Below are 19,803 nucleotides of genomic sequence, written 5' to 3'. Positions count from 1 at the left end.
TGGCGATGGGGTTCAGGGGCGGCGGGTCGCGGTGACGGTGAGCCGCCAGGCGACCTCGCCGGACGGCGGCACGACAGCGGTGTCGCCGTCGTCCGCCGCGGCGCGGTCGAAGACGCGACCGAGCATCGGCTCGACGCCGATCGAGCGGTACGGCGCGCCTTGGGGGAAGCCACCGAGGTTGCGCCAGAGGGCGACCGCGACCGGCTGTCCGTCGGCCTCGACGGACAGGTGCAGCGTGTCGGGGCCGTCGTGCACGGACACCCTGGAGGTGAGGACGACCGCTCCGACGGCGCTCCCGTCGTCCGGCCCGAGCCGGTCCAGCGGTATGCCGTCGACGCTGGGCCAGGGGCCGGCGACCCAGCGGTCGCCCTCGTCCGGGTAGAGCCGGGTCACCGCCGGTCCGACGATGCCGATCCGGGCGGCCGGGGAGAGGTCCAGCAGGGCATGGGCGGCCCACACGAAGCGGTAGCCGGGCTCGGCGGCGAGCGTGTAGTCGGCGACGACCGCGTCCCCTCGCTCGCCGATGCGCCGGGTCAGGCGGAAGTCGGGGCACTGGGCGACGTCCTCCTCCCCCGCCCTGCGCCAGGGCCGCGACCAGGTGTCCCCGTGGTCGGGCAGCCCGCGCACGGTGGGCACGCACTCCTCCAGCCCACCGGCGTCGGCGAAGGGGTCTCCGGGCCGGACCATGCGGCGGCGGGGCTCGTCGCGGTGCCACAGCCACTCGCGGCCGCCCGCGGTCAGCGACGTCCAGCGTCCGCCGTGGTCAGGGTCGGTGGCGACGCGGACGGGCAGCCGCGTGACGCTCACCATTCGGCGAAGGAGCCGTCGGCGTGCCGCCAGACGGGGTTGCGCCAGGCGTGGCCGGACCGGTCGGCGGCACGGACCGCGTCCTCGTCGACGGCGATGCCGAGTCCGGGCAGTTGGGTGCGGTGCGCCTGGCCGTCGACGAAGTGGAAGGGCTCGGTGTCGACCAGGTAGGACAGCAGGTCGGCGTCCCTGTTGTAGTGGATGCCCCGGCTCTGCTCCTGGATCAGGAAGTTGGGCGTGGCGAAGGCGACCTGGAGGCTGGCGGCCAGCGCGATGGGACCGAGCGGGCAGTGCGGCGCCAGGTGGGCCCCGAAGGTCTCGGCGAGCGAGGCGATCCGGGTGACCTCCGATATCCCGCCGGCGTGCGACAGGTCCGGCTGGGCCACGGCGACGCCCGCGGTCAGCACCGGGAGGAAGTCGGCGCGCCCGTAGAGCCGTTCGCCGGTGGCCAGCGGCACGGACGAGGCGGCGACCAGCCCGGGCAGCAGGTGTGCCTGCTCGGGCAGGACGGGTTCCTCGACGAAGAGCGGGTGCAGCGGGGCTATTTCGTGGAGCACACGCCGCGCGTTGGCGGCGCTGAAGCGGCCGTGGAAGTCGACGGCGACGTCGCGGTGCGGGCCCAGGGCCTCGCGGGCGGCCGCCACGCGCTCGATGACGGCGGCCGTCTCTGCGGGGCTGCCGATCGGCGGAGTGCGCCCGGCGGCGTTCATCTTGACGGCGGTGAAGCCGGCCTCCACCTGGGCGGTGACCTCCTCCTTGAGCCGGTCGGGTTCGTCGCCGCCGACCCAGGCGTACACCCGGACGGTGTCGCGGACCGGGCCGCCGAGCAGGGTGTGCACCGGCACCCCGAGGGAGCGGCCCGCGATGTCCCACAGGGCCTGGTCGATGCCGGCGACGGCGCTGGAGAGGACCGGGCCGCCCCGGTAGAAGCCGCCCTTGCTCAACACCTGCCAGTGGTCCTGGATGCGCAGCGGGTCCTGGCCCACCAGGTACTCCGCCAGCACCTCGACGGCTGACCGGACCACCTCGGCCCGGCCCTCCACCACCGGCTCGCCCCAGCCGACGACGCCGTCGTCGGTCTCGATGCGGCAGAACAGCCAACGGGGCGGGACGAGGAAGGTCTCGACGCGCGCGATCTTCACTGTGACTGGCCGTCCTTCTCCTCGGCGGAGCCGTCCGCGCCCTCGGGCGCGGACGGGCTGCTGAGCTTGTCGACGTCGCGCGTCGCCTGGTCGAGCAGGGCGCGCATGGCGTGTTCCGCGGCGTCCGAGTCCTGGTCGCACACGGCGTCGAGGACGGCTCGATGGCTGGGCACCGGGTCCTCGCTGTGGGGGGCGCTGTGCACGAGCTGGTCGCGGTGGGCCAGGCCCGACTCGATGACCATCTCCAGACGTTCCAGCAGTTCGTTGTGGGTGGCCGCGAGAAGCGCCCGGTGGAAGGCGAGGTCAGCCTCGACGGCGTCGCTCGCGCTGCCCTCCTGGCCCATTGCGGTCAGTGCCGCCTCCAATGCCTCGATGTCGGCGTCGGTGCGGCGGGCCGCGGCCAGCCGCACGGCGGCGGGTTCGATGATGCCGCGGACCTCGCCGAGGTTGTGGAGCAGCGCGGGGTCGGCGCTGGTGCCGTTGCTCTCGGAGAACTGCCAGCGCAGCACGTCGGCGTCGAGCAGGTTCCAGTCGGAGCGGGGCCGGACGAAGGTGCCGCGCTTCTGCCGGGCGTCGACCATGCCCTTGGCCGCGAGCACCTTGAGCGATTCGCGCAGGGCCGTCAGGCTGACGTCCAGTTCACTCTGCAGGGCAGCCATGTCGAGCGTCGCTCCCTCGGGGATCTCGCCGCTGAGCACCCGGCGGGCGAGGGTCTCCACGGTCTGGCCGTGCACTCCGCGGCGCGCGTATGGCGGCATATGTTTGCCTTTCTTGCTGTTCGGTCGGTGGCTGGAGCGGTCGGTTCTATCAGGCGGAGGCCTTGGTGACGCTCCAGCCGCCGTCCACGAGCAGGCTCGATCCGGTGATGTAGGAGGCTTCGTCGGCGGCGAGGAAGGCGACGGCGGCGGCGGCCTCCTCGGGGGTGCCGAAGCGGCGGGCCGCGGTCTCGGCGACGCTGAGCTCGCGGTCGGCCGGCGGGACCCGGTCCCAGGCGGCCGTGAGAATCGGTCCCGGCAGCACGGCGTTGACGCGGACCTCGGGGCCGTACTCGACGGCGAGCTGGCCGCACAGCGACAGCAGCGCTCCCTTACTCGCGGCGTACGCGGGGTGGCCGGGGATGCCCCGGTGGGCGTGGACGGAGGAGACGAGCACCACGGCCCCCTGGTGCTCGCGCAGGTCGGGCAGTGTCGCCCTGACGCCGAGGAAGGCGCCGGTGAGGTTGACCGAGAGCTGCCGTTCCCAGGAGGCGAGGCTGGTCTCGTGGGCCGGTGCGACCGCCACCGTGTACGCATTGCTGACCAGGACGCCCACGGGCCCGAAGCTGTGGGCGGCGGTGATCACCCGCTGCCAGTCGTCCTCGCTCGCGACATCGGCGGCGACGAAGAGGGCCCGGGCCCCGTCCTTGCGCAGCCGCTCGGCGGTCTCCTCGCCGCGTTCGGCGGCGATGTCGACCAGGACGACGGCCGCACCCTCCGCGGCGAGGCGGGCCGCGGAGGCCGCGCCGATGCCCGACGCGGCGCCGGTGACGACGGCGACGCGGTTGGTGAAGCGGGCGGCTGGGTTCATGGGGTGGATCGTCTCCTGTTCGAGAGGGCGGCGGGGTGCAGATGTTCGAGAGTCAGGTGGGGTGCAGATTCTTCCGCTGTCGTCACTGCCGGGCCAAAACGGTCAGCTCCGCGTCGTGTCCTGCCGTCCAGGCGAACGGCAGCCCCGAGTGGAGCAGGTACGCGCCGCTGTAGCGGGTGCCGGTCACGGTGTCGGCGTAGACGGCGTCCGGCCTCAGGCCGCGCAGCCGGAGCCGGGCGGCCCGGCCGGGCACCAGGGGCGCTCCGTCGAGCGGGCCGGTGTTCCAGGCCGTCACCACCAGGCGGGCGCCGCCCGGTTCCTCGTACTGGATGCCGCAGGTCGGGTCGGCGGGGCTGCCGAGCAGGCTCACCTCGCCGTGGTGGACGATGTCGCGGATCTCCTTGTAGCGGGCGATCCACTCGGTGGCCTCGGCGCGCTGCTGTGGCGTCCAGTGGCGTATGTCGGCGCCGATGCCCAGGACTCCGGCGATGGAGTTGACGAACCGGAAGGCGAGGGAGCGCTGGCGCGCGTCGAAGACGCCGGGGGCGTCGGTGACCCAGGAGCTCATGGTGTGCGGGGCGTGCGCGTGGAGATAGCCGTACTGGATGCGCAGCCGGTCCATGGGCGCGGTGTTGTCGCTGGGCCACACCACGTCGGTGCGGGCGAGGGTGGCGTGCTCGACGCGGGCGCCGCCGCCGGCGCAGCCCTCGACGGTGACGTGCGGGTGGGCGGTGCGCAGGTGCTCCAGGACGCGCAGGTAGCCGGCGACATGGGCGGCGTCGAGGTCCTGGAGCTCGGGGTCGGCACCGGCCGGGTGGCCGGGGCGGCCGCGCTCGGTGGGCGGCCGGTTCATGTCCCACTTGAGGTAGCTGATGGCGTGGGAGCCGAGCAGCCGGTCGAGGGTGCCGATGACGAAGTCCTGGACGTCCTCGCGGCCGAGGTCGAGCAGGAGCTGGTTGCGTACGAGCGTCGCGGGCCGGCCCTCGATCCGGTACACCCACTCGGGGTGCTCGGCGTAGAGCCTGGAACGGGGGCTGATGCCCTCGGGCTCCACCCAGAGGCCGAAGTCCATGCCGAGGGCGCGGACGTCCTCGACGAACCGGTCGAACCCGCCGGGGAACTCGGCCGGGTCCGGGTCCCAGTCGCCGAGGCCGCCGGTGTCGTCGGGGCGGCCGGTGAACCAGCCGTCGTCGACGACGAAGAGTTCGGCGCCCAGTTCCGCGGCCGTCTTGGCGAGCTCCAGCTGCCCGGCGGCGTCGACGTCGAAGCCGGTCGCCTCCCACGAGTTGTAGAGGACCTTGCGCGGCCGGTCGATGCGCTCGCCGGTGAGGTGCCGCTCGTAGCGGTGCCACACGCGGGCCAGCCCGTCGAGCCCGTCGGGGCTGAAGGCGCAGGCCAGCCGGGGCGTGACGAGGGTGGCGCCGGGGGCGAGGCGGACGGCGCCCTCGTGGGGCACACGGCCGGCGCGCACCCGTACGGCCCCGCCGGGCTCGGCGTCGGCGGTGATCCGCCAGTTGCCGGACCACTCCAGGGCGATGCCGTAGGTGGGGGAGGCGCCCTCGGCGGGGGCGGCGGCGTCCTGGACCGCGAGCCAGGGGTGGTACGCGTGCCCGGCCGAGCCCTGGGTGCTCTCCATCTCGAAGCGGCCGCGCTCCAGTTCCACGTCCTTGAGCTGGAACTCCTGGGACCACTGGCCCGCCAGGTACGTCAGCCGCGCACCGCCCTGCACGGGCACGTTGACGGCGGCGGAGTCGAAGCGCTCCAGGCGTACCTCGGTCTCGCCGGTGCAGGTGAGCTCCGTCCAGCGCAGGACGACGTCGGTACCGGGCACCGTCTCGTAGTGGAGAGTGGTGCGCAGGCCGAGGAGGTCGTCGGCGAACTCCAGGCGCAGCGCCCGGTCGCCGTCCTGCGTGGCGCCGGTGAAGTGCCACCAGCTGCCGCGGTCGCCGCCGGGGCGGGAGGCGATCAGGTCGGCGCCGGTGAACGGCCGCAGCCCGTACGGGATGTACTCGGCCGGGGCGGCGTCGGCGGGGACGATGAAGTGGGTGCGCCGCGACCAGTCCATGGGCGACGGCCCGTCCTCCACGCCGTGCGGCCCCCAGGCGGCGAGTTCGGCCCAGCGGCCGTCGCCGCCGAGGGTGACGGCGTAGGTGGTGGTGTCGGTGCGCAGCAGCCACCGGTCGTGCGGGGTCACTTGACGGCTCCGAGGTTGAGTCCGGCCACGAAGTAGCGCTGGAAGCGGAGGAAGACGGCCACCGTCGGGGCGGCGGCGATCACCGAGCCGGCCGCGATCACGTTCCACATGGACACGTACTGGCCCTGCAGCCCGAGGAGGGAGGCGGTGATGGGCATCTGGGTGTCGGTGCGCAGCACCGTGATGGCCCACAGCAGGTCGTTGAAGATCCAGGTGAACGACAGCGCGGTCAGCGCGGCCAGCGCCGGGCGGGCCAGCGGCAGGATGATCCGCCAGTAGATCTGCCACGGGTTCGCGCCGTCGATGACGGCGGCCTGCTGGATCTCGCCGGGGATCGCCCGCATGAAGCCGTGCAGGACGAACACGTAGAAGCCGACGCCGAAGCCGACCTGTACACCGATCAGGGCGTACAACTGGTCGTAGATGCCCAGCACTTCACTGAGCTTGGAGACGGGGATCAGCAGGATCTGCGGGGGCAGCAGGTTGCCGCCGAGCATGAGCAGCAGCAGGCCGCGCCGGAAGGGCAGGTCGTAGCGGCTGAGCGCGAACGCCGCCATGGAGGCGAGGCCGAGCGAGAGCAGCACCGTGGGAATGGTGACCAGCAGACTGTTGATGAGGGCGCGCTGCTGGCCGCCGTCCACCCACGCCTGGCGGAAGCTGTCGAAGGTGAACGAGTGCGGCCAGCTGCCGACGCCGTGCGCGGCGATGTCGTCGAACGTCCGGGTGCTGGTGACCAGCACGAGGACGATCGGCAGCAGCCACAGCACGGACAGCAGGCCCGCGGTGAGGTGGAAGCCGGTGGTGCGCAGGGCGCGGCCGCTCAGAACGGGGCGGCGGGGCGCCGCGACCTTGCTGGGGCCGGCCTGGCCCACGGGTCCCTCGGCGTCCTTGACCTGCGCGGTCGCGTCGGTGGCGGTCATCAGTCGGCCTCCCGGAAGGCGCGCACGAGGTAGCTCGCGATGACGCCGAAGGCCAGCACGAAGATGACGACGGCGAGCGCGGAACCGTATCCCAGCCGCAGCGACTGGAACGCGGTGGAGTACATGTAGGTGCTCAGCAGTTCGGAGGAGTGGTACGGGCCGCCGCGGGTGAGCGCCCACACCACGTCGAACGAGCGCAGCGAGTCGATGACGATCACCGACAGGACGACCGCGTTGACGCTGCGCAGCTGCGGCAGGGTGATGTGCCGGAACTGCTGCAGGCGGGTGGCGCCGTCGACCTTCGCCGCCTCGTACAGCACGGGGTCGATGCCCTTGAGGCCGGCCAGGTACAGCACCATCACATAGCCGACCTGGCGCCACAGCGCGGGCACGATGACCGCGTAGAGGGCGGTGTCCTGGTCGGCGAGCCAGGCGTGCGTCCAGCTGCCGAGGCCGATGCCCTCCAGCACGTTGTTGATCAGGCCGTCCGGCTGGTACATGGCCTGCCACACCAGCGCGGTCGCGACCAGTGAGAAGACCACCGGCAGGAAGAGCGCCGCCCGGTAGAACGCGATGCCGCGCCGCTCCTGTTGGAGCAGCAGCGCGGCACCGAGCCCGAGGGCGGCGGAGAGCCCGCCGAAGAGCAGCAGCCACAGCACCGTGTCGATCGCGGCGGTGCGGAAGACCGCGTCGTGCAGCATCTCGCTGTAGTTGTCGAGGCCGACGAACTCCGGGGACCCCAGGCCGTCCCAGGAGGTCAGGGAGAGGTAGAAGCCCTGGAGGGCCGGCCAGAAGACCCAGAACGCCTCGGCAAGCAGCGGGAGGAGGACGAAGGCCAGGACCACCGGGGGCACCCGGGTGGCCCTGGACCGTCGTGTGGAGCCGATCAGCGCCATTGTCACTGGCTCCAGATCTTCTGTGCGCTGCGCTGCCACGTGGTGAGGATGGAGCCGATCTCCTTGGGCTTGGCCAGGTAGTGCACCAGCGCGGTGTCGGCGGTCGGCTGGAGGGCGTCGCTGGAGTCCCGGTTGAAGAACTGGGTCAGATCGGCGGCGCTCTCGATGAGCTTGCGGCCCTTGAGGACGAGCGGGGTGCCCGCGTCCTTCGCGTCGGGGTGCGTGGGCAGCGTGGTACCGGAGCCGCTCTTGAGGTAGAGCTCCTGCGACTCGGCGGTGGCCAGGTAGCGCAGCAGTTCCTTGACCCCGTCGGCGCGCTTGGTGCGGGCGCTGGCGAAGAAGCCGTCGGTGGGCGCCTCCTCGGCGACCGGCACCTTCGGGTCGATGATGGGGAACTGGAAGAAGTCCAGGTCGCCCAAGGCGTCCTTGGGGGCGGCGTCGGCGAAGAAGGTGCCGATGAGCATCATGCCGGTGCGGCCCTGGAGGAGGGAGGTGGTGGCGTCCTGGAAGGGGATGGCCGTGCCGTTGGGGTCGAAGTACGGGCGGGCCTCGTCCCACTTGTCGAAGACCTTGCGGACCTCGGGGTCGTCGAAGCGGTGCTTGCCCGCGAGGAGTTCGCGGTGGTACGCGGCGCCGTTGACGCGGATGTTGAGGTAGTCGAACCAGGCGGAGGCGACCCAGGGGGTGTCCCCGCCGGCGCCGAGGCCGATCGGGGCGACGCCCTTGCTCTTGAGCTTGTCGCACAGGTCGAGGAACTCGTCCCAGGTCTTGGGCTCCTTGACGCCCCACTTGGCGAAGTTCGACTTCCGGTAGAACATGCCCCACCAGTAGTAGCTGGTGGGCACGAAGACCTTCTTGCCGCTGGAGGCCGAGGTGCACAGCTTCTTCAGCGCGTCGGAGTAGCCGGAGAGCTCGGGCTTCTCCCATATGTCGTCGAGGTCGAGGAGCAGGTCCTTCTTGGCGTACGACTCGGCGACGGAGCCGGGGTACCAGCTGTAGACGTCCGGCGGGTTGGCCGAGGTGAGGTAGGTCGGCAGCTGCGTGCGGAAGGTCTCCGACGCGACGGTGTTGAGCTGCGCCTCGGCGTCGCCGCGCTTCTCGAAGGCGGCGACGATCGCCTGCATCGCGGTCTTGGCCTGCGGGGAGGAGAGGTTGGACTGCAGGGTCACTGGGCCGCCGGACTTTCCTCCGGAGGCGGACGGGCTCGAGGTGACGCAGCCGCTGAGCAGTGCGCCGGCGCCGACTGCGCCTGTTCCTACGAGGAATCTACGGCGGGTGGCGTTGAAGGCGGTCATCTGTGCACTCCTATGTGCCCACGGAACGGAGCTGAGGCCCCCTGACGGCCCGGCTCTGCGTTCGGCACGCACAGCCTGTCGCAGGGGTCCGAGCAACGTCAAGATTAATTACTAATTTATTTCTCGGAGGGTGTGCCATCGGGCCGAACAAGGCCCGGAGGCACACCTGTTGGTGCCGGATGGTGCGGGGTGGTACGGGTTGACGCAGGTGAAGCCGGGTGAAGCGAGGTGAAGCCAGGTAGAGCAGGGTGAGGCGGAGCAAGCGCTGAGCTCAGCGCCCAGCCCGGTGGACGCGGCCGTCCACTCCGCGGAAGGCGGCCAGCACGCCGCCGTCCAGCCAGGCGATGTTGTAGCCGCTGTCGCGCAGCCCGCTGCCGACGAGATGGACGAGACGGTCGGCGATCTTTCTGACCTGGCCCTCCGTCGGGGCACCGAGCCCGTAGGAGGTGTTCCATCCCATGTACGGCGTACGGGCCAGGCCGCTGTCGTAGTGCCGCGGCGCGCCCTGGTCGTCCGCGGCGTGTACCGCCGGAACTGCCGACCCGACCAGCACCACGGCACCGAGCGCCACCGCGATCCGCCGCAGTCGCGCCATCCCTGCGCAATGTGAAGCCACTGAAGTCTCCGGAGAGTTGGGGTGTTTGGACACACCGCTCCGGTCGTGCGGGGCGTCGGTGCCACGGCGGAAACTGTGGCCGGACCCCTCAAGCCTGTCAATATTAATTGCTAATTAACTTAAAAATGCGATCTCACGGTGATGTAGGCATCGCCCGCCGGGTCGATCACGTCGTGGATGCTCAACCGACCGGCCCCGAGCGATTCGAGCTGAGGGTGCGGTCGACTAGTTCGCGCTCGTGCCGACAGGTTCGCACCCAGCGTTCCATGATCGAGTTCATGCGGGTGACGCAGACACGGGCGGTGACGACCTCGATTCAGGTACCTGACGGTGGCGCCGGCGTCCTGGAGGTCCATGACCGTGTTCTGGCGGCCCGGGTGACCCAGTACGCGGTGGAGTGGGCGGTCGCGACGAGGATGCGGATGCGGCGGTTGGCGTGCTCAATGACGGCGAAAACGTGAACGGTCGCACGGCTCAGCGTGGTGGTCTCCGGCACGGACACTCCTCGCCCTTCGGCGAAACGCCTCGGCAAAATCCTTCGGCGAACACGGTTCCTCTGAGCGAGACAGAGGCGGACGTGGCGAAAACGTGGCGACCGACCGCGCTTCGGAGCTCGTGAACCAGAAGCAGTTCACACAAGCCGCAGACGTGCTGACAGCCGCACTGGCCAGGGCCGTCGACGAAGCCCTCGTGGACGATCTGACGTTGTCCCTCGCGCATGTGAAATTCCTCGCCGGTGCGCACAGTGAGGCTCTCCAACTCTTCCAACAAGCTGCGAAAGGTCTCGCCCGGCGGCTCGGCGCTGACGACGTCGAGGTGCGGCGATGCCTCTACTACGCAGCCGAGTGCCGTATGGAGCTCGGTGAGACCACTGCCGCCGTCGCCGCCTTCGGTGACTATGTGCAGCACGCCCCGGACGAGGACGACGAAGACGCGGTCGACCGTCATCTGGAGGCCCTCGCCCAGATCATGCGTTTGGAGGCGGGGGCGGAGCGGTTCGCGCAGGCCCGGGCCTCCGCGATCACCCTCCGGAGTGCGACGCGGCGCTACCGAGGGCTGCACGCGCCGGAGTTGGCCGACATCGACGGATTCATCGAGCGGCTGCGACGCTTCGAGTAGGGACCGAGGAGGGGCTCAACGTGCGCCCCCTCCTTCTCCGGCTGCGGACGTTCAGTGCCCCGTAGCGTAGGCAATGAACGCGGCCCAGGTAGTGGGTTCGACGGCCAGTTGAGGACTCTGCTCGATCTTCGAGTCCCGGACATGGACACCAGTCGTCGAGGCGGCCACTTCAACGCAGTTGTCGCCCTGCGTGCCGCTGTAGCTGCTCTTGAACCAGGCCCGTTCAGTGGTGCTCATAACTCTCCTCGCATCCGCTCCAGCAGGTCCACGGTGGCCGCACGGCCGAGAGCCTGCGCTCGCATCCTTCCATAGCGCTGGAGCAGGGCGCTGACGTCTTTCGACTCCCCGGTCAGGCTGCTGTACTGCTGCCCCTCGGAGTAGCCGAGCCACTGATGGTCCGGGGTCTCGGCGAGATACATGGGGCCGTCGAGACCAGCATGGTCCTCACTCCGCGTCGGCATGAGCTGGATTTCCACATTGCGCCGCCTTCCAGTCTCCAGAAGATGTTCGACGAGGATCCGCGTCACCTCCCGGCCGCCGGTCCGGCGTTCCAGGAGGGACTGCTCGACGATGAAGCTGAAGGCCGAGTTCGGCCGCTCAGCGAGCAGCCGCTGGCGTTCCAGACGGGCCGCCACCTGCTGCTCGACCTGCTCCTCAGTGAGGGGCGGCAGACTGCCTTCGAAGACCGCCCTGATGTACGCCTCCGGCTGAAGCATCCCGGGTACCAGTCGGCACTCGTACGCGTACAGGCTGATCGCCTCCTCCTCGATCGCCGCCCACTGCCGGAACCAGGAGGCCAGCCCCGCCCGCCGCGTCAGGAATCGGGAAGCAGCCCTCAACACCCCATCAGCGGCCAGCACTTCCTCGCCACGGTCGATCAGTTCCTTCGGCGGGAAGCGGCGGCCCTGCTCGATCGAGCCGACGAAGTGGGTCGAATACCGCACCCTGAGCGCATACTCCTCCTGGGTCAGCCCAGCCTTGTCCCGCATCGCCTTGTGGACCGACCCGAAGGTCTTCAACGCATCCGACGTCTCCGGTTCCACACTGCTGTCCGCCACGCCCGCCACCTCCCGTGCACCACTGCAGCCCCGCCCAACTCACCCATCGTCACGGAGCGTTACCCGTACTGTCCATAGCGCGGGCTCGTACAGCGCCGACTGTACGAGTGTCAGCACTGGTCACCCGCGCTCCACCACCGGGACTGTGGACGGCATACAGGCCCAACCACCCGTCACTGTACGTGTGTTCACCCAACGGGTCAGCTCCACCGGCAAAGGCGCCCGCCTGGCCCGTCTCCTCACACAGCTCAATGTTTGATTTGGGGCATCCCTACTGCTGCGACGTCTCCGGCGCCGCGGCCCTGGTCGTGGCGGAACTCGCCGCGAACGCCGTCCGCCGCATCCAGCTCCCCAGACGCGACTTCGAGCTGGCGCTCGTCCTCGCCACTTCGGCGCTTCGACGCTTCGACGCTTCGACGCTTCGACGCTTCGACGCTTCGACGCTTCGAGTCGAGATCGCAGACGCCCGCGCCGAACGCCTGCCCCGCACAGGACCGGAACTCCCAGAAGGCAAAACGGGCCGCGGCCTCGTTGACCCCGACCGCGATCAGGGCGTGCACGTTGATGATGCGGCCGCCTTCGCGGACCTTCTGTGTGAGCGCGTCGACCCAGACGAACGCATAGGGCCCGGCGTCCAGGGACCGGTTGAGGAAGGCTACGACCTGCACGTCCAGGTGCCGGGCCATCGCGGAGACGGGGGTGCTTTCCCGCGAGCGGGGACGCGTCGGCGCGCATGGCCGCCAGTGCTGCCATTGCCTTAGCGCCGGTTACGGACTCATTGAGGTCTTCTCGGCAACGCAGCGGTTGCGGTGTGTGACGGGGTGCGGGTGCCCGCGGCCTAGGTCTGCGGTGCCAGGGTGCGTAGGACGTCGAACTCGTTGCCCTCGGGGTCTGCCATGACCACCCAGTTTCGGTCTGAGCCCTGGCCCACATCCGTCTTGGTGGCGCCGAGGCCGAGCAGTCTGGTCACCTCGTCCTCGGTGCTGCCGTCGATCGGGCTGACGTCGAGGTGGAGCCGGTTCTTCACGGTCTTGCCCTCGGGCACCTGGATGAACAGCAGGGTGGGCGGCATCTGTCGGGCCCGAACATCCTCGACGGTCGGCACCCAGGAGCCGATCTCGACCTTGCCCTCGCTCCGGTCGATCACCTTGAAGTCCAGGACCTCGCACCAGAAGGCCGCGAGCCTCTCCGGATCGCGGCAGTCAACGGCCAACTCGGTGAACCTACTTGTCATGACTCTCCCAGATAGTGCGGACGGGGCTCAGAGTATTGGCTGGGCCGCCCGTCCGACAGATCCGCGATCTTCCTGACTGACTAGGGCCATCAGACGGGCTTGACCCGGCATCAGATACGCGAGAAGCCCCTGGTGGGAACAGGTCTGCGAAGATCACGTTCCGGAACCCAGAGGCTTCACGCGTTGACCAGTATCACCTACACCGCAACACTCGACGTCGGCAGGGAGACCGCCGAGACTCTCGCCCAACTCTTGCGCGAGCACCGCGAACGGCTCGGCACCCGCAGGGGAACCCGCGCTCTGGGCGTCTTCAAGCAGGGCGTCCTGGTGCTGCGGTGGTTCGTCGACGGGACCCGGCTGGCCCAACTCGCCCGGGACAACGGGGTTTCGGTGACCACCGCGTACCGCTACTTGCACGAAGGGCTGACCGTGCTCGCCGACCCCGCCCCGGGTCTGTCCACCGCGCTGGAACGGGCGGCCGCCGCCGGCTACACCCATCTCAACCTGGACGGCACCGTCATCCGTACTGACCGCGTGGCCGCCCCCGGCCCCAAAGGCGCCGACCTCTGGTGGTCCGGGAAGCACAAGCACCACGGCGGCAACGTCCAGGTCATCTCCGCCCCCGACGACTGGCCGATCTGGGTCTCCCCGATCCGCCCCGGCCGCGAGCATGACACCACCTGCGCCCGCACCCACGGCCTGGTCGACGCCCTCAACCGGCTCGTATCCACTCTGGACATTCCCACCCTGACCGACCTCGGCTACAAAAACGCCGGCGACGGCTTCCGTCACCCGGTCAAGAAGCCCAAGGGCAGCGAACTCGACGACGAGCAGCAGGCGTTCAACTCGGTCATCCGAGGCGTCCATGCAGTCGCCGAGCGGGCCAACGCCCTGCTCAAGGTCACCTTCAAGGCCCTGCGCCGGGTCAGCCTCGACGCCAGCGGCATCACCCGGATCGCCCGAGCCGCCCTCGTCCTGCTCCAGTTGGAACACGGCCGCACCGCCTGACCGAAGATCACGAACCGTCACGAACCATTACCGAGAAAGATTCATTCGGTGCGAGTTCCGTTAAGTCGCCATGCCCGCCTTGATGAGCTGGATGTGAGCCTCCTGAATTCCCTCCGGGAGTTCGTCCGGGCTGAACCATTTCGCCTCCAGAATCTCGAAGTCGTCGAGCTTGAGAGTTCCACCCACGTAAAGCGCTTCGTACGCGATTTCCACGCGAAGCTTGTAGCCGCTGGTTGCCTGAACAAGTCGCCCTGGAACGACTTCAAGGCCGGTTTCTTCCCGAACCTCTCGAACGACGGTCTTCGGGAGCTCCTCGCTCTTGATTGCGTAGCCGGTCGGAAGCCCCCATGGCCGGTCTACGGGCCACAGTCGATGCTTGAGGAGCAGGACTTCCCCCGCCTCGTTCCGCACTACGCCCGTCACACCAATCATGAATTTGGCGTTCACGAACCATAGGATGCGCCATTGCAGAGGGCCGCGAATGAGTTTCCACACTCGGGCAATGATTCGCTTCATACGAACCCTTTCAATAGGGCAAGCGCATCGGGCGCTTGCGGTGCCAGACTCAACCTATGCCGTGGGGTGCGGGTCACGCGTCCTTTCGCCGGGCGCAGCGCTCACACGGGAACGGGCAGCGGGGCAGGGAGTTGGGCGGGAAAGCAATCACGCCGGACACCGGGTCGAGGGTGCCGCCGTACTCCTCCACCAGCCGTCATCTGCGGGCCGTTCCGAGCCTTCAACCAGGCTGACTGGCTCAGGGGCGGGCAGGGAGCTCACACGAGTACGTGCGCGCGAAGGTCGTCATGCCTCACCGCCGAAGGATTCTGTTGTACGAGCCGCCCGCAGCTTCGGACACACCCACATACTTCGACCAATCAGACGGGGTCACATGGCAGTGCAGAACCATGGCGGGGTCGCGTACTTCCTGCGCCCCATCCTTGGTCGTGTTCCGCAGTGTCGACCCGTCCCATGCGGTCCGCAGCTTGGTCGTGAACGATGCATCCCGCTTCACTCTGCGGAGTACTTCTGTTGACCAAGGACGGCGACGACAACGCGGTGATCTACCTGGATCAGTCCGTGATGAACGTCCTGAAGTGGCAGAAGGAACGACAGGACGCCGAGCGTGCACGTCTCGGCTCCGCGTGGGTGGACCACGACCTGGTGTTCGCCCGGGACGGCTTCAAGCTCTACCGGGGCGAAGCAGGCGGACCACAGGACCCCGAGAACATATCGGCACGCTGGTGCACTCTGCGCCATCGTCTGCACCTGACCGACGACTTCCGGATTCACGACTGGAGGCACAGCAAGGTCACGAACGATCTGGAGGCCGGAGAAAACCCGGTAGAGGTCTCCGCCAACGTCCGGCACCACTCACCGGCCTACACCATGGCCAAGTACGGCCACTCTCGTGAGGACGGAGCCCGCCGACTGGCTGCCTCCGGTGCTGGCCGACTCGGCCTCTCATCCCTGGTCTGACCTGGGGAATCTCCAGGCCGTTGGTCACGCCGCAGTCCAGAAATGCAAGAAACCCCTGATGAACAGGGGTCTCAGCTGGTGTCCGAGGGGGGACTTGAACCCCCACGCCCGATAAAGGGCACTAGCACCTCAAGCTAGCGCGTCTGCCATTCCGCCACCCGGACTAGGTGTCTGCCGCCTGGCCGGGGGTGTTCCCCGCGGCGACATGGACAACAATACCAAGGTTTCGGAGTGCCTTTCACCTGCATATCCAGGTCGTGGGAGCGGCTGAGCAGGGCGGGGCGAAGGGCATCCGGAGACTCACCAGAGGTGACTGAACGACTACCACATGCTGCCGCAGTCGGCCCGCGGGCCACGCACCCCATGACGACCAGTTCACCCCCGGCCCGTCGGGCATCTCATCGGACAGCCGCCCGACGATCAGCCCCAGCTCGCGAGGCGGGAGTCCGTCAGGCCTGCAGCCCGCCGGTGTCCAAGCCGCCGCACCCAGCCACTGGGCGAGCATGGGTACGAGACGACGGTGGGCGACGCCATGACGCGGGCGCCGCCCAGCCTCGCCTCAAGGAACGAGCTGATACTCCGGGAAGTTGCCCGGCAGCCGCTCCCCCGTCGGCCCCTGCGTGACGGCGCGCACCAGTAGCTCGCCGCCGACGAAGGCGCCGCGCCAGGACGCGCCGAGCCCGCCGAAGAGCTCGTCGCGGTCCCCGCGGGAGCGGGGTTTGCCGTGGCCGATCTTGAAGGCACGGATCTGCGGCGCCAGTCGGGCGTACGTCGACTCGTCGTCCGTGGACAGGGTGGCGACGAGCGCGCCGTTCGACGCGTTCATCGCGGCGAGCAGCTCCGCCTCGGTGTCGACCAGGACGATGGTGTCGACCGGGCCGAAGGGCTCCGCGTGATGCAGCGGTGAGGACGGGGGCGGGTTGAGGAGCGTGACCGGTTGGACGTACGCCGCCATGTCCTGGCCGGGCAGGAAGCGCGCGTCGGACAGCTTGCCGCGGTGCAGCGGGACGGCGCCGCGGTCGATGGCCTCCGTGACCTGGTCGTGCAGCTCCTTCGCCTTGGCCGCGTTGATGACGGGTCCGAAGTCCAGTACGGGGTAGGGGTCGTCGGGGTGCTCGACCGCCAGCGGGTGGCCGACCCGCAAGGTGCGCACGGCCGGGAGGTACGCGGCGAGGAACTCGTCGAACAGTGTGCGCTGGACGACGAAGCGCGGGTACGCGGTGCAGCGCTGTTTGCCGTAGTCGAAGAGCTTCGGGATGACGGCGGTCAGCGCGTCCCAGTCCGTGTAGTTCCAGATGCCCCAGGTGTTGAGTCCCTCCTGTTCGAGTACGTGCCGCTTGCCGAGGTCGGCGACTGCGGTGGCCACCGCGGCGCCCGTGTCACGGCCGCCGACGAAGGAGACGCAGCCGATCTCGGGCGCACGGACGAGCGCCTCCGACAGCTCGCCTCCGCTGCCGCTGACGAGGGTGACGGGGATCCCCTCACGGGCGGCGAGCGCGCAGGCCAGAGTGAGACAGGAGACGCCGCCGTCGGTCGGGGTCTTGGCGATGACCGCGTTGCCCGCCAATGCCTGTACCAGCATTGCGTGAACGAGCACGCTCATCGGGTAGTTCCAGCTGGCGATGTTGGACACGGGTCCGTCCAGCGGGGCGCGGCCCTCGACCATGGGCTCGATCCCGTCGACGTACCAGCGCACGCCGTCGATCGCCCGGTCCACGTCGGCCTGGGCGAGCCGCCAGGGCTTGCCGATCTCCCAGACCAGGAGGAGGGCGAGGAGTTCGCGGTGCTCGGTCAGAGCGTCGAGTGTCGCCGCGACGCGCGCACGGCGTTCGGCCGGTGGAACGTGGCGCCAGGCGCGGTGCTGGTCGAGCGAGGCGCGTACGGCTTGCTGGGCGGTGGCGCCGTCCAGCCGGGGCGGGCCCGCGACGGGGCTTCCGTCGACCGGGCTGGTGGCGGGCAGTGCCCGGCCGTCCGCCTGCCAGCCGGCGTGCCAGAGATTGAGGACGCGGTCGTCCTGGAACGCCTCGGGCGCGACGGCGAGGCAGCGCTGCCAGGCGTCGGCCCAGGACGTACCGGACTTCACGACGAGGTTGGGGTGGAGGGTGGATGCCATTCGAATGTCTCCGCTCTCGGTGCACGGTCGGGGGCGGGAGGTGCCTGGCTCCTCGCGAGCTGCAGGGTGTACGGCGCATGGTGCCTCGGCCCGCACGAGCAGTGGTCGCGTTCGTACGGAGGACGACGTCACGTCCCCAGGGGAGAAGGTGGTGAGGTGGCTGTGCGGGTGTCAGTCACCTCACGTCGACTATGAGTGACGTTTCGTCTCACCCACGGCTGATCTCACTCTCCCCTTCCAGTCGGGCCAGCACCAACCGAGCCGTCTCCGTCGGCGTGCCGCCCACCCGCACCCCGGCCGCCTCCAGGGCCTCCTTCTTCGCCTGCGCGGTGCCCGACGAGCCGGAGACGATCGCGCCCGCGTGCCCCATCGTCTTGCCCTCGGGCGCCGTGAACCCGGCGATGTACCCGACGACGGGCTTGGTGACGTGCTCACGGATGTACGCGGCCGCCCGTTCCTCCGCGTCGCCGCCGATCTCCCCGATGAGGACGATGAGCTCGGTGTCGGGGTCGTCCTGGAAGGCGGCCAGGCAGTCGATGTGCGTGGTGCCGACGACGGGGTCGCCGCCGATTCCCACGCACGTCGAGAAGCCGATGTCGCGGAGTTCGTACATGAGCTGGTAGGTCAGCGTGCCCGACTTGGACACCAGGCCGATGCGTCCTGGTTTGGTGATGTCGGCGGGGATGATGCCCGCGTTCGACTGGCCCGGGGTGATCAGGCCGGGGCAGTTGGGGCCGATGACGCGGGTGCCCTGCGTGGCGGCGTACGCGTGGAAGGCGATGGAGTCGTGAACGGGGATGCCCTCGGTGATCACCACAGCGAGGCCGATTCCCGCGTCGGCCGCCTCGATCACAGCGGCCTTGGCGAACGCGGGCGGCACGAAGACCACGGACACGTCGGCTCCGGTCGCCTCCATCCCCGCGCGCACCGAGCCGAAGACGGGTACGGCCCGGTCGTCGAAGTCGACGGTCTGCCCCGCCTTGCGCGGGTTGACCCCGCCGACGACGTCCGTGCCGGCCGCGAGCATCCGCCGCGTGTGTTTCATACCCTCGGCACCGGTCATGCCCTGGACGAGGATCTTGCTCTCCTTGCTGAGAAAGATGGCCATGTCCCGCTCCTTCAGCCGGCGTTGGCGAGTTCGGCGGCGCGGCGCGCGGCGCCGTCCATGGTGGTGGCCTGCTGGACCAGGGGATGCGCGCGACCGTCGAGGATGGCGCGTCCGCGCACGGCGTTGTTGCCGTCGAGGCGGACCACGAGCGGCTTGGTCACCTGGACGGTGTCCAGGGCTTGCACGATGCCGTCGGCGACCGCGTCGCAGGCCGTGATGCCGCCGAAGACGTTCACGAAGACCGATTTCACGGCCGGGTCGGAGAGGATCACCGACAGCCCGTCGGCCATGATCCGGGCGGAGGCTCCACCGCCGATGTCGAGGAAGTTGGCGGGGCGGGCGCCGCAGCCGGCGACCACGTCGAGCGTCGACATGACCAGGCCCGCGCCGTTGCCGATGATGCCGACCTCTCCGTCCAGTTTGACGTAGTTGAGGCCCTTCGCGGCGGCCGCCGCCTCCAGTGGGTGGTCGTCCTGCGGGGCGTCCTGTTCGCCCCATCGGGCCTGCCTGAAGCGGGCGTTGTCGTCGAGGGTGACTTTGCCGTCGAGGGCGAGGATCTGCCCCCGGGCGGTGCGCACGAGTGGGTTCACCTCGACGAGCACCGCGTCCTCGCGGGTCAGCACCTCCCAGAGGCGTACCAGGACGTCGACGGTCTGCGGGGGCAGCCCGGCGGCTTCGGCAATCTCCGTCGCCTTCGCCGAGGTGACGCCCTCGGCGGGGTCTATGGGGATGCGCGCCACGGCTTCCGGCCTGGTCGCGGCCACCTCCTCGATCTCCATGCCTCCTTCGGCGGAGGCGATCGCGAGGAAGCGGCCCACGGCGCGGTCGAGGACGTAACCGACGTAGAACTCGCTCTGGATGTCGACCGGTTGGGCCAGCATCACCTTGCGGACCGTGTGGCCCTTGATGTCCATACCAAGGATCTGACGTGCCGTTAGTTCGGTGGCGGCGGGGTCGGCGGCGAGCTTCACCCCGCCTGCCTTGCCGCGCCCACCGGTCTTCACCTGCGCCTTGACGACGACGCGGCCGCCGAGCCTGCGGGCGATGTCGCGCGCCTCCTTGGGCGAATCCGTGACCTCTGCCCTCGGCACCAAGATGCCGTATTCCTCGAAGAGTTCCCTTGCCTGGTGCTCGTACAGGTCCATCACTGGCTCCTGACTGAAAGTGCCGCACGCCCCCTGGACACCACCCACCGGATGCGGGATAACAAGCTTCATACAGTATTCGTCGACTGTATGCAATGTACCGCGA

20 protein-coding genes, 1 tRNA gene and 1 pseudogene are annotated in these 19,803 nt (G+C 69.5%); 4 read left to right on the top strand and 18 right to left on the bottom strand.

Annotation, left to right across the window (positions count from 1 at the left end):
* Positions 1-12: 12 nt before the first annotated feature.
* From AB0D57_RS13520 to AB0D57_RS13480, 9 genes are all read right to left on the bottom strand, one after another.
* The gene (locus AB0D57_RS13520) at positions 13-810 is read right to left on the bottom strand and encodes a hypothetical protein (protein WP_362071174.1); all 798 of its coding nucleotides are present in this window, start codon (positions 808-810) and stop codon (positions 13-15) included.
* Positions 804-1,949 (bottom strand): galactonate dehydratase, encoded by a 1,146-nt coding sequence (gene dgoD / locus AB0D57_RS13515; protein WP_362071172.1) that lies wholly within the window; start codon positions 1,947-1,949, stop codon positions 804-806. The genes AB0D57_RS13520 and dgoD overlap by 7 nt, the downstream gene beginning before the upstream one ends.
* Entirely contained in the window at positions 1,946-2,707 is a 762-nt protein-coding gene (locus tag AB0D57_RS13510) for a FadR/GntR family transcriptional regulator (protein WP_362071170.1), read from the bottom strand. The genes dgoD and AB0D57_RS13510 overlap by 4 nt, the downstream gene beginning before the upstream one ends.
* A 49-nt stretch (positions 2,708-2,756) precedes the next feature.
* Positions 2,757-3,515, bottom strand: coding sequence for an SDR family oxidoreductase (locus tag AB0D57_RS13505; RefSeq protein ID WP_362071168.1), 759 nt, complete (start codon positions 3,513-3,515; stop codon positions 2,757-2,759).
* An 82-nt stretch (positions 3,516-3,597) separates the two neighbouring features.
* Positions 3,598-5,709 (bottom strand): alpha-galactosidase, encoded by a 2,112-nt coding sequence (locus AB0D57_RS13500; RefSeq protein WP_362071166.1) that lies wholly within the window; start codon positions 5,707-5,709, stop codon positions 3,598-3,600.
* Positions 5,706-6,629 carry a carbohydrate ABC transporter permease gene (locus tag AB0D57_RS13495; protein ID WP_362071164.1) on the bottom strand — a complete coding sequence of 308 codons (924 nt, stop codon included), beginning with the start codon at positions 6,627-6,629 and terminating at the stop codon, positions 5,706-5,708. Before AB0D57_RS13495 ends, AB0D57_RS13500 begins: the two co-directional genes overlap by 4 nt.
* Positions 6,629-7,525, bottom strand: a complete 897-nt coding sequence (locus AB0D57_RS13490; RefSeq protein ID WP_362071162.1) for a sugar ABC transporter permease — start codon at positions 7,523-7,525, stop codon at positions 6,629-6,631. The genes AB0D57_RS13495 and AB0D57_RS13490 overlap by 1 nt, the downstream gene beginning before the upstream one ends.
* A gap of 2 nt (positions 7,526-7,527) precedes the next feature.
* On the bottom strand, positions 7,528-8,820 hold the full coding sequence (locus AB0D57_RS13485) for an ABC transporter substrate-binding protein (RefSeq protein WP_362071159.1): 1,293 nt from the start codon (positions 8,818-8,820) through the stop codon (positions 7,528-7,530).
* Between the two features lie 271 nt (positions 8,821-9,091).
* Positions 9,092-9,415, bottom strand: a complete 324-nt coding sequence (locus AB0D57_RS13480; protein ID WP_362071157.1) for a hypothetical protein — start codon at positions 9,413-9,415, stop codon at positions 9,092-9,094.
* A 287-nt stretch (positions 9,416-9,702) separates the two neighbouring features.
* Between AB0D57_RS13480 and AB0D57_RS13475 the strand changes: the two genes are divergently transcribed.
* Both AB0D57_RS13475 and AB0D57_RS13470 read left to right on the top strand, forming a co-directional pair.
* Positions 9,703-9,897, top strand: coding sequence for a hypothetical protein (locus AB0D57_RS13475; protein ID WP_362071155.1), 195 nt, complete (start codon positions 9,703-9,705; stop codon positions 9,895-9,897).
* A 154-nt stretch (positions 9,898-10,051) separates the two neighbouring features.
* On the top strand, positions 10,052-10,555 hold the full coding sequence (locus tag AB0D57_RS13470) for a hypothetical protein (RefSeq protein ID WP_362071153.1): 504 nt from the start codon (positions 10,052-10,054) through the stop codon (positions 10,553-10,555).
* 51 nt (positions 10,556-10,606) lie between these two features.
* Here AB0D57_RS13470 and AB0D57_RS13465 read toward each other — a convergent pair whose 3' ends face one another.
* From AB0D57_RS13465 to AB0D57_RS13450, 4 genes and pseudogenes are all read right to left on the bottom strand, one after another.
* Positions 10,607-10,792 carry a DUF397 domain-containing protein gene (locus AB0D57_RS13465; RefSeq protein ID WP_362071151.1) on the bottom strand — a complete coding sequence of 62 codons (186 nt, stop codon included), beginning with the start codon at positions 10,790-10,792 and terminating at the stop codon, positions 10,607-10,609.
* Entirely contained in the window at positions 10,789-11,544 is a 756-nt protein-coding gene (locus AB0D57_RS13460) for a helix-turn-helix transcriptional regulator (RefSeq protein WP_362071249.1), read from the bottom strand. The genes AB0D57_RS13465 and AB0D57_RS13460 overlap by 4 nt, the downstream gene beginning before the upstream one ends.
* Before the next feature lie 599 nt (positions 11,545-12,143).
* A pseudogene (locus AB0D57_RS13455) lies at positions 12,144-12,314 on the bottom strand (transposase); the annotation flags it as partial.
* 137 nt (positions 12,315-12,451) lie between these two features.
* The gene (locus AB0D57_RS13450; protein ID WP_362071149.1) at positions 12,452-12,847 is read right to left on the bottom strand and encodes a VOC family protein; all 396 of its coding nucleotides are present in this window, start codon (positions 12,845-12,847) and stop codon (positions 12,452-12,454) included.
* 192 nt (positions 12,848-13,039) lie between these two features.
* Between AB0D57_RS13450 and AB0D57_RS13445 the strand changes: the two genes are divergently transcribed.
* Entirely contained in the window at positions 13,040-13,855 is an 816-nt protein-coding gene (locus AB0D57_RS13445; RefSeq protein WP_362071247.1) for a transposase family protein, read from the top strand.
* A 60-nt stretch (positions 13,856-13,915) separates the two neighbouring features.
* On the opposite strand, the gene AB0D57_RS13440 is transcribed toward AB0D57_RS13445, so the two are convergent.
* On the bottom strand, positions 13,916-14,371 hold the full coding sequence (locus AB0D57_RS13440) for an NUDIX domain-containing protein (RefSeq protein ID WP_362071147.1): 456 nt from the start codon (positions 14,369-14,371) through the stop codon (positions 13,916-13,918).
* Between the two features lie 513 nt (positions 14,372-14,884).
* Here AB0D57_RS13440 and AB0D57_RS13435 point away from each other — a divergent pair.
* Positions 14,885-15,331: a hypothetical protein gene (locus AB0D57_RS13435; protein WP_362071145.1), complete on the top strand. Its 447-nt coding sequence runs from the start codon at positions 14,885-14,887 to the stop codon at positions 15,329-15,331.
* 76 nt (positions 15,332-15,407) lie between these two features.
* Here the strand turns inward: AB0D57_RS13435 and AB0D57_RS13430 are convergent.
* The 4 genes from AB0D57_RS13430 to sucC all read right to left on the bottom strand — a co-directional run bounded on the left by AB0D57_RS13430 (position 15,408) and on the right by sucC (position 19,697).
* Positions 15,408-15,495, bottom strand: a tRNA-Leu gene (locus AB0D57_RS13430).
* Between the two features lie 395 nt (positions 15,496-15,890).
* Positions 15,891-17,444 carry an aldehyde dehydrogenase family protein gene (locus tag AB0D57_RS13425; RefSeq protein WP_362071143.1) on the bottom strand — a complete coding sequence of 518 codons (1,554 nt, stop codon included), beginning with the start codon at positions 17,442-17,444 and terminating at the stop codon, positions 15,891-15,893.
* A gap of 208 nt (positions 17,445-17,652) precedes the next feature.
* A complete protein-coding gene (sucD, locus tag AB0D57_RS13420) occupies positions 17,653-18,552 on the bottom strand; it encodes a succinate--CoA ligase subunit alpha (RefSeq protein WP_362071141.1) in 900 nt (299 codons plus the stop codon).
* 11 nt (positions 18,553-18,563) lie between these two features.
* Positions 18,564-19,697: an ADP-forming succinate--CoA ligase subunit beta gene (gene sucC / locus AB0D57_RS13415; RefSeq protein ID WP_362071139.1), complete on the bottom strand. Its 1,134-nt coding sequence runs from the start codon at positions 19,695-19,697 to the stop codon at positions 18,564-18,566.
* Positions 19,698-19,803 lie beyond the last annotated feature (106 nt).

The sequence above is a fragment of the Streptomyces sp. NPDC048275 genome (assembly GCF_040652275.1).
GTDB lineage: Bacteria > Actinomycetota > Actinomycetes > Streptomycetales > Streptomycetaceae > Streptomyces.
This window is presented reverse-complemented; position numbering and strand designations above follow the sequence as displayed.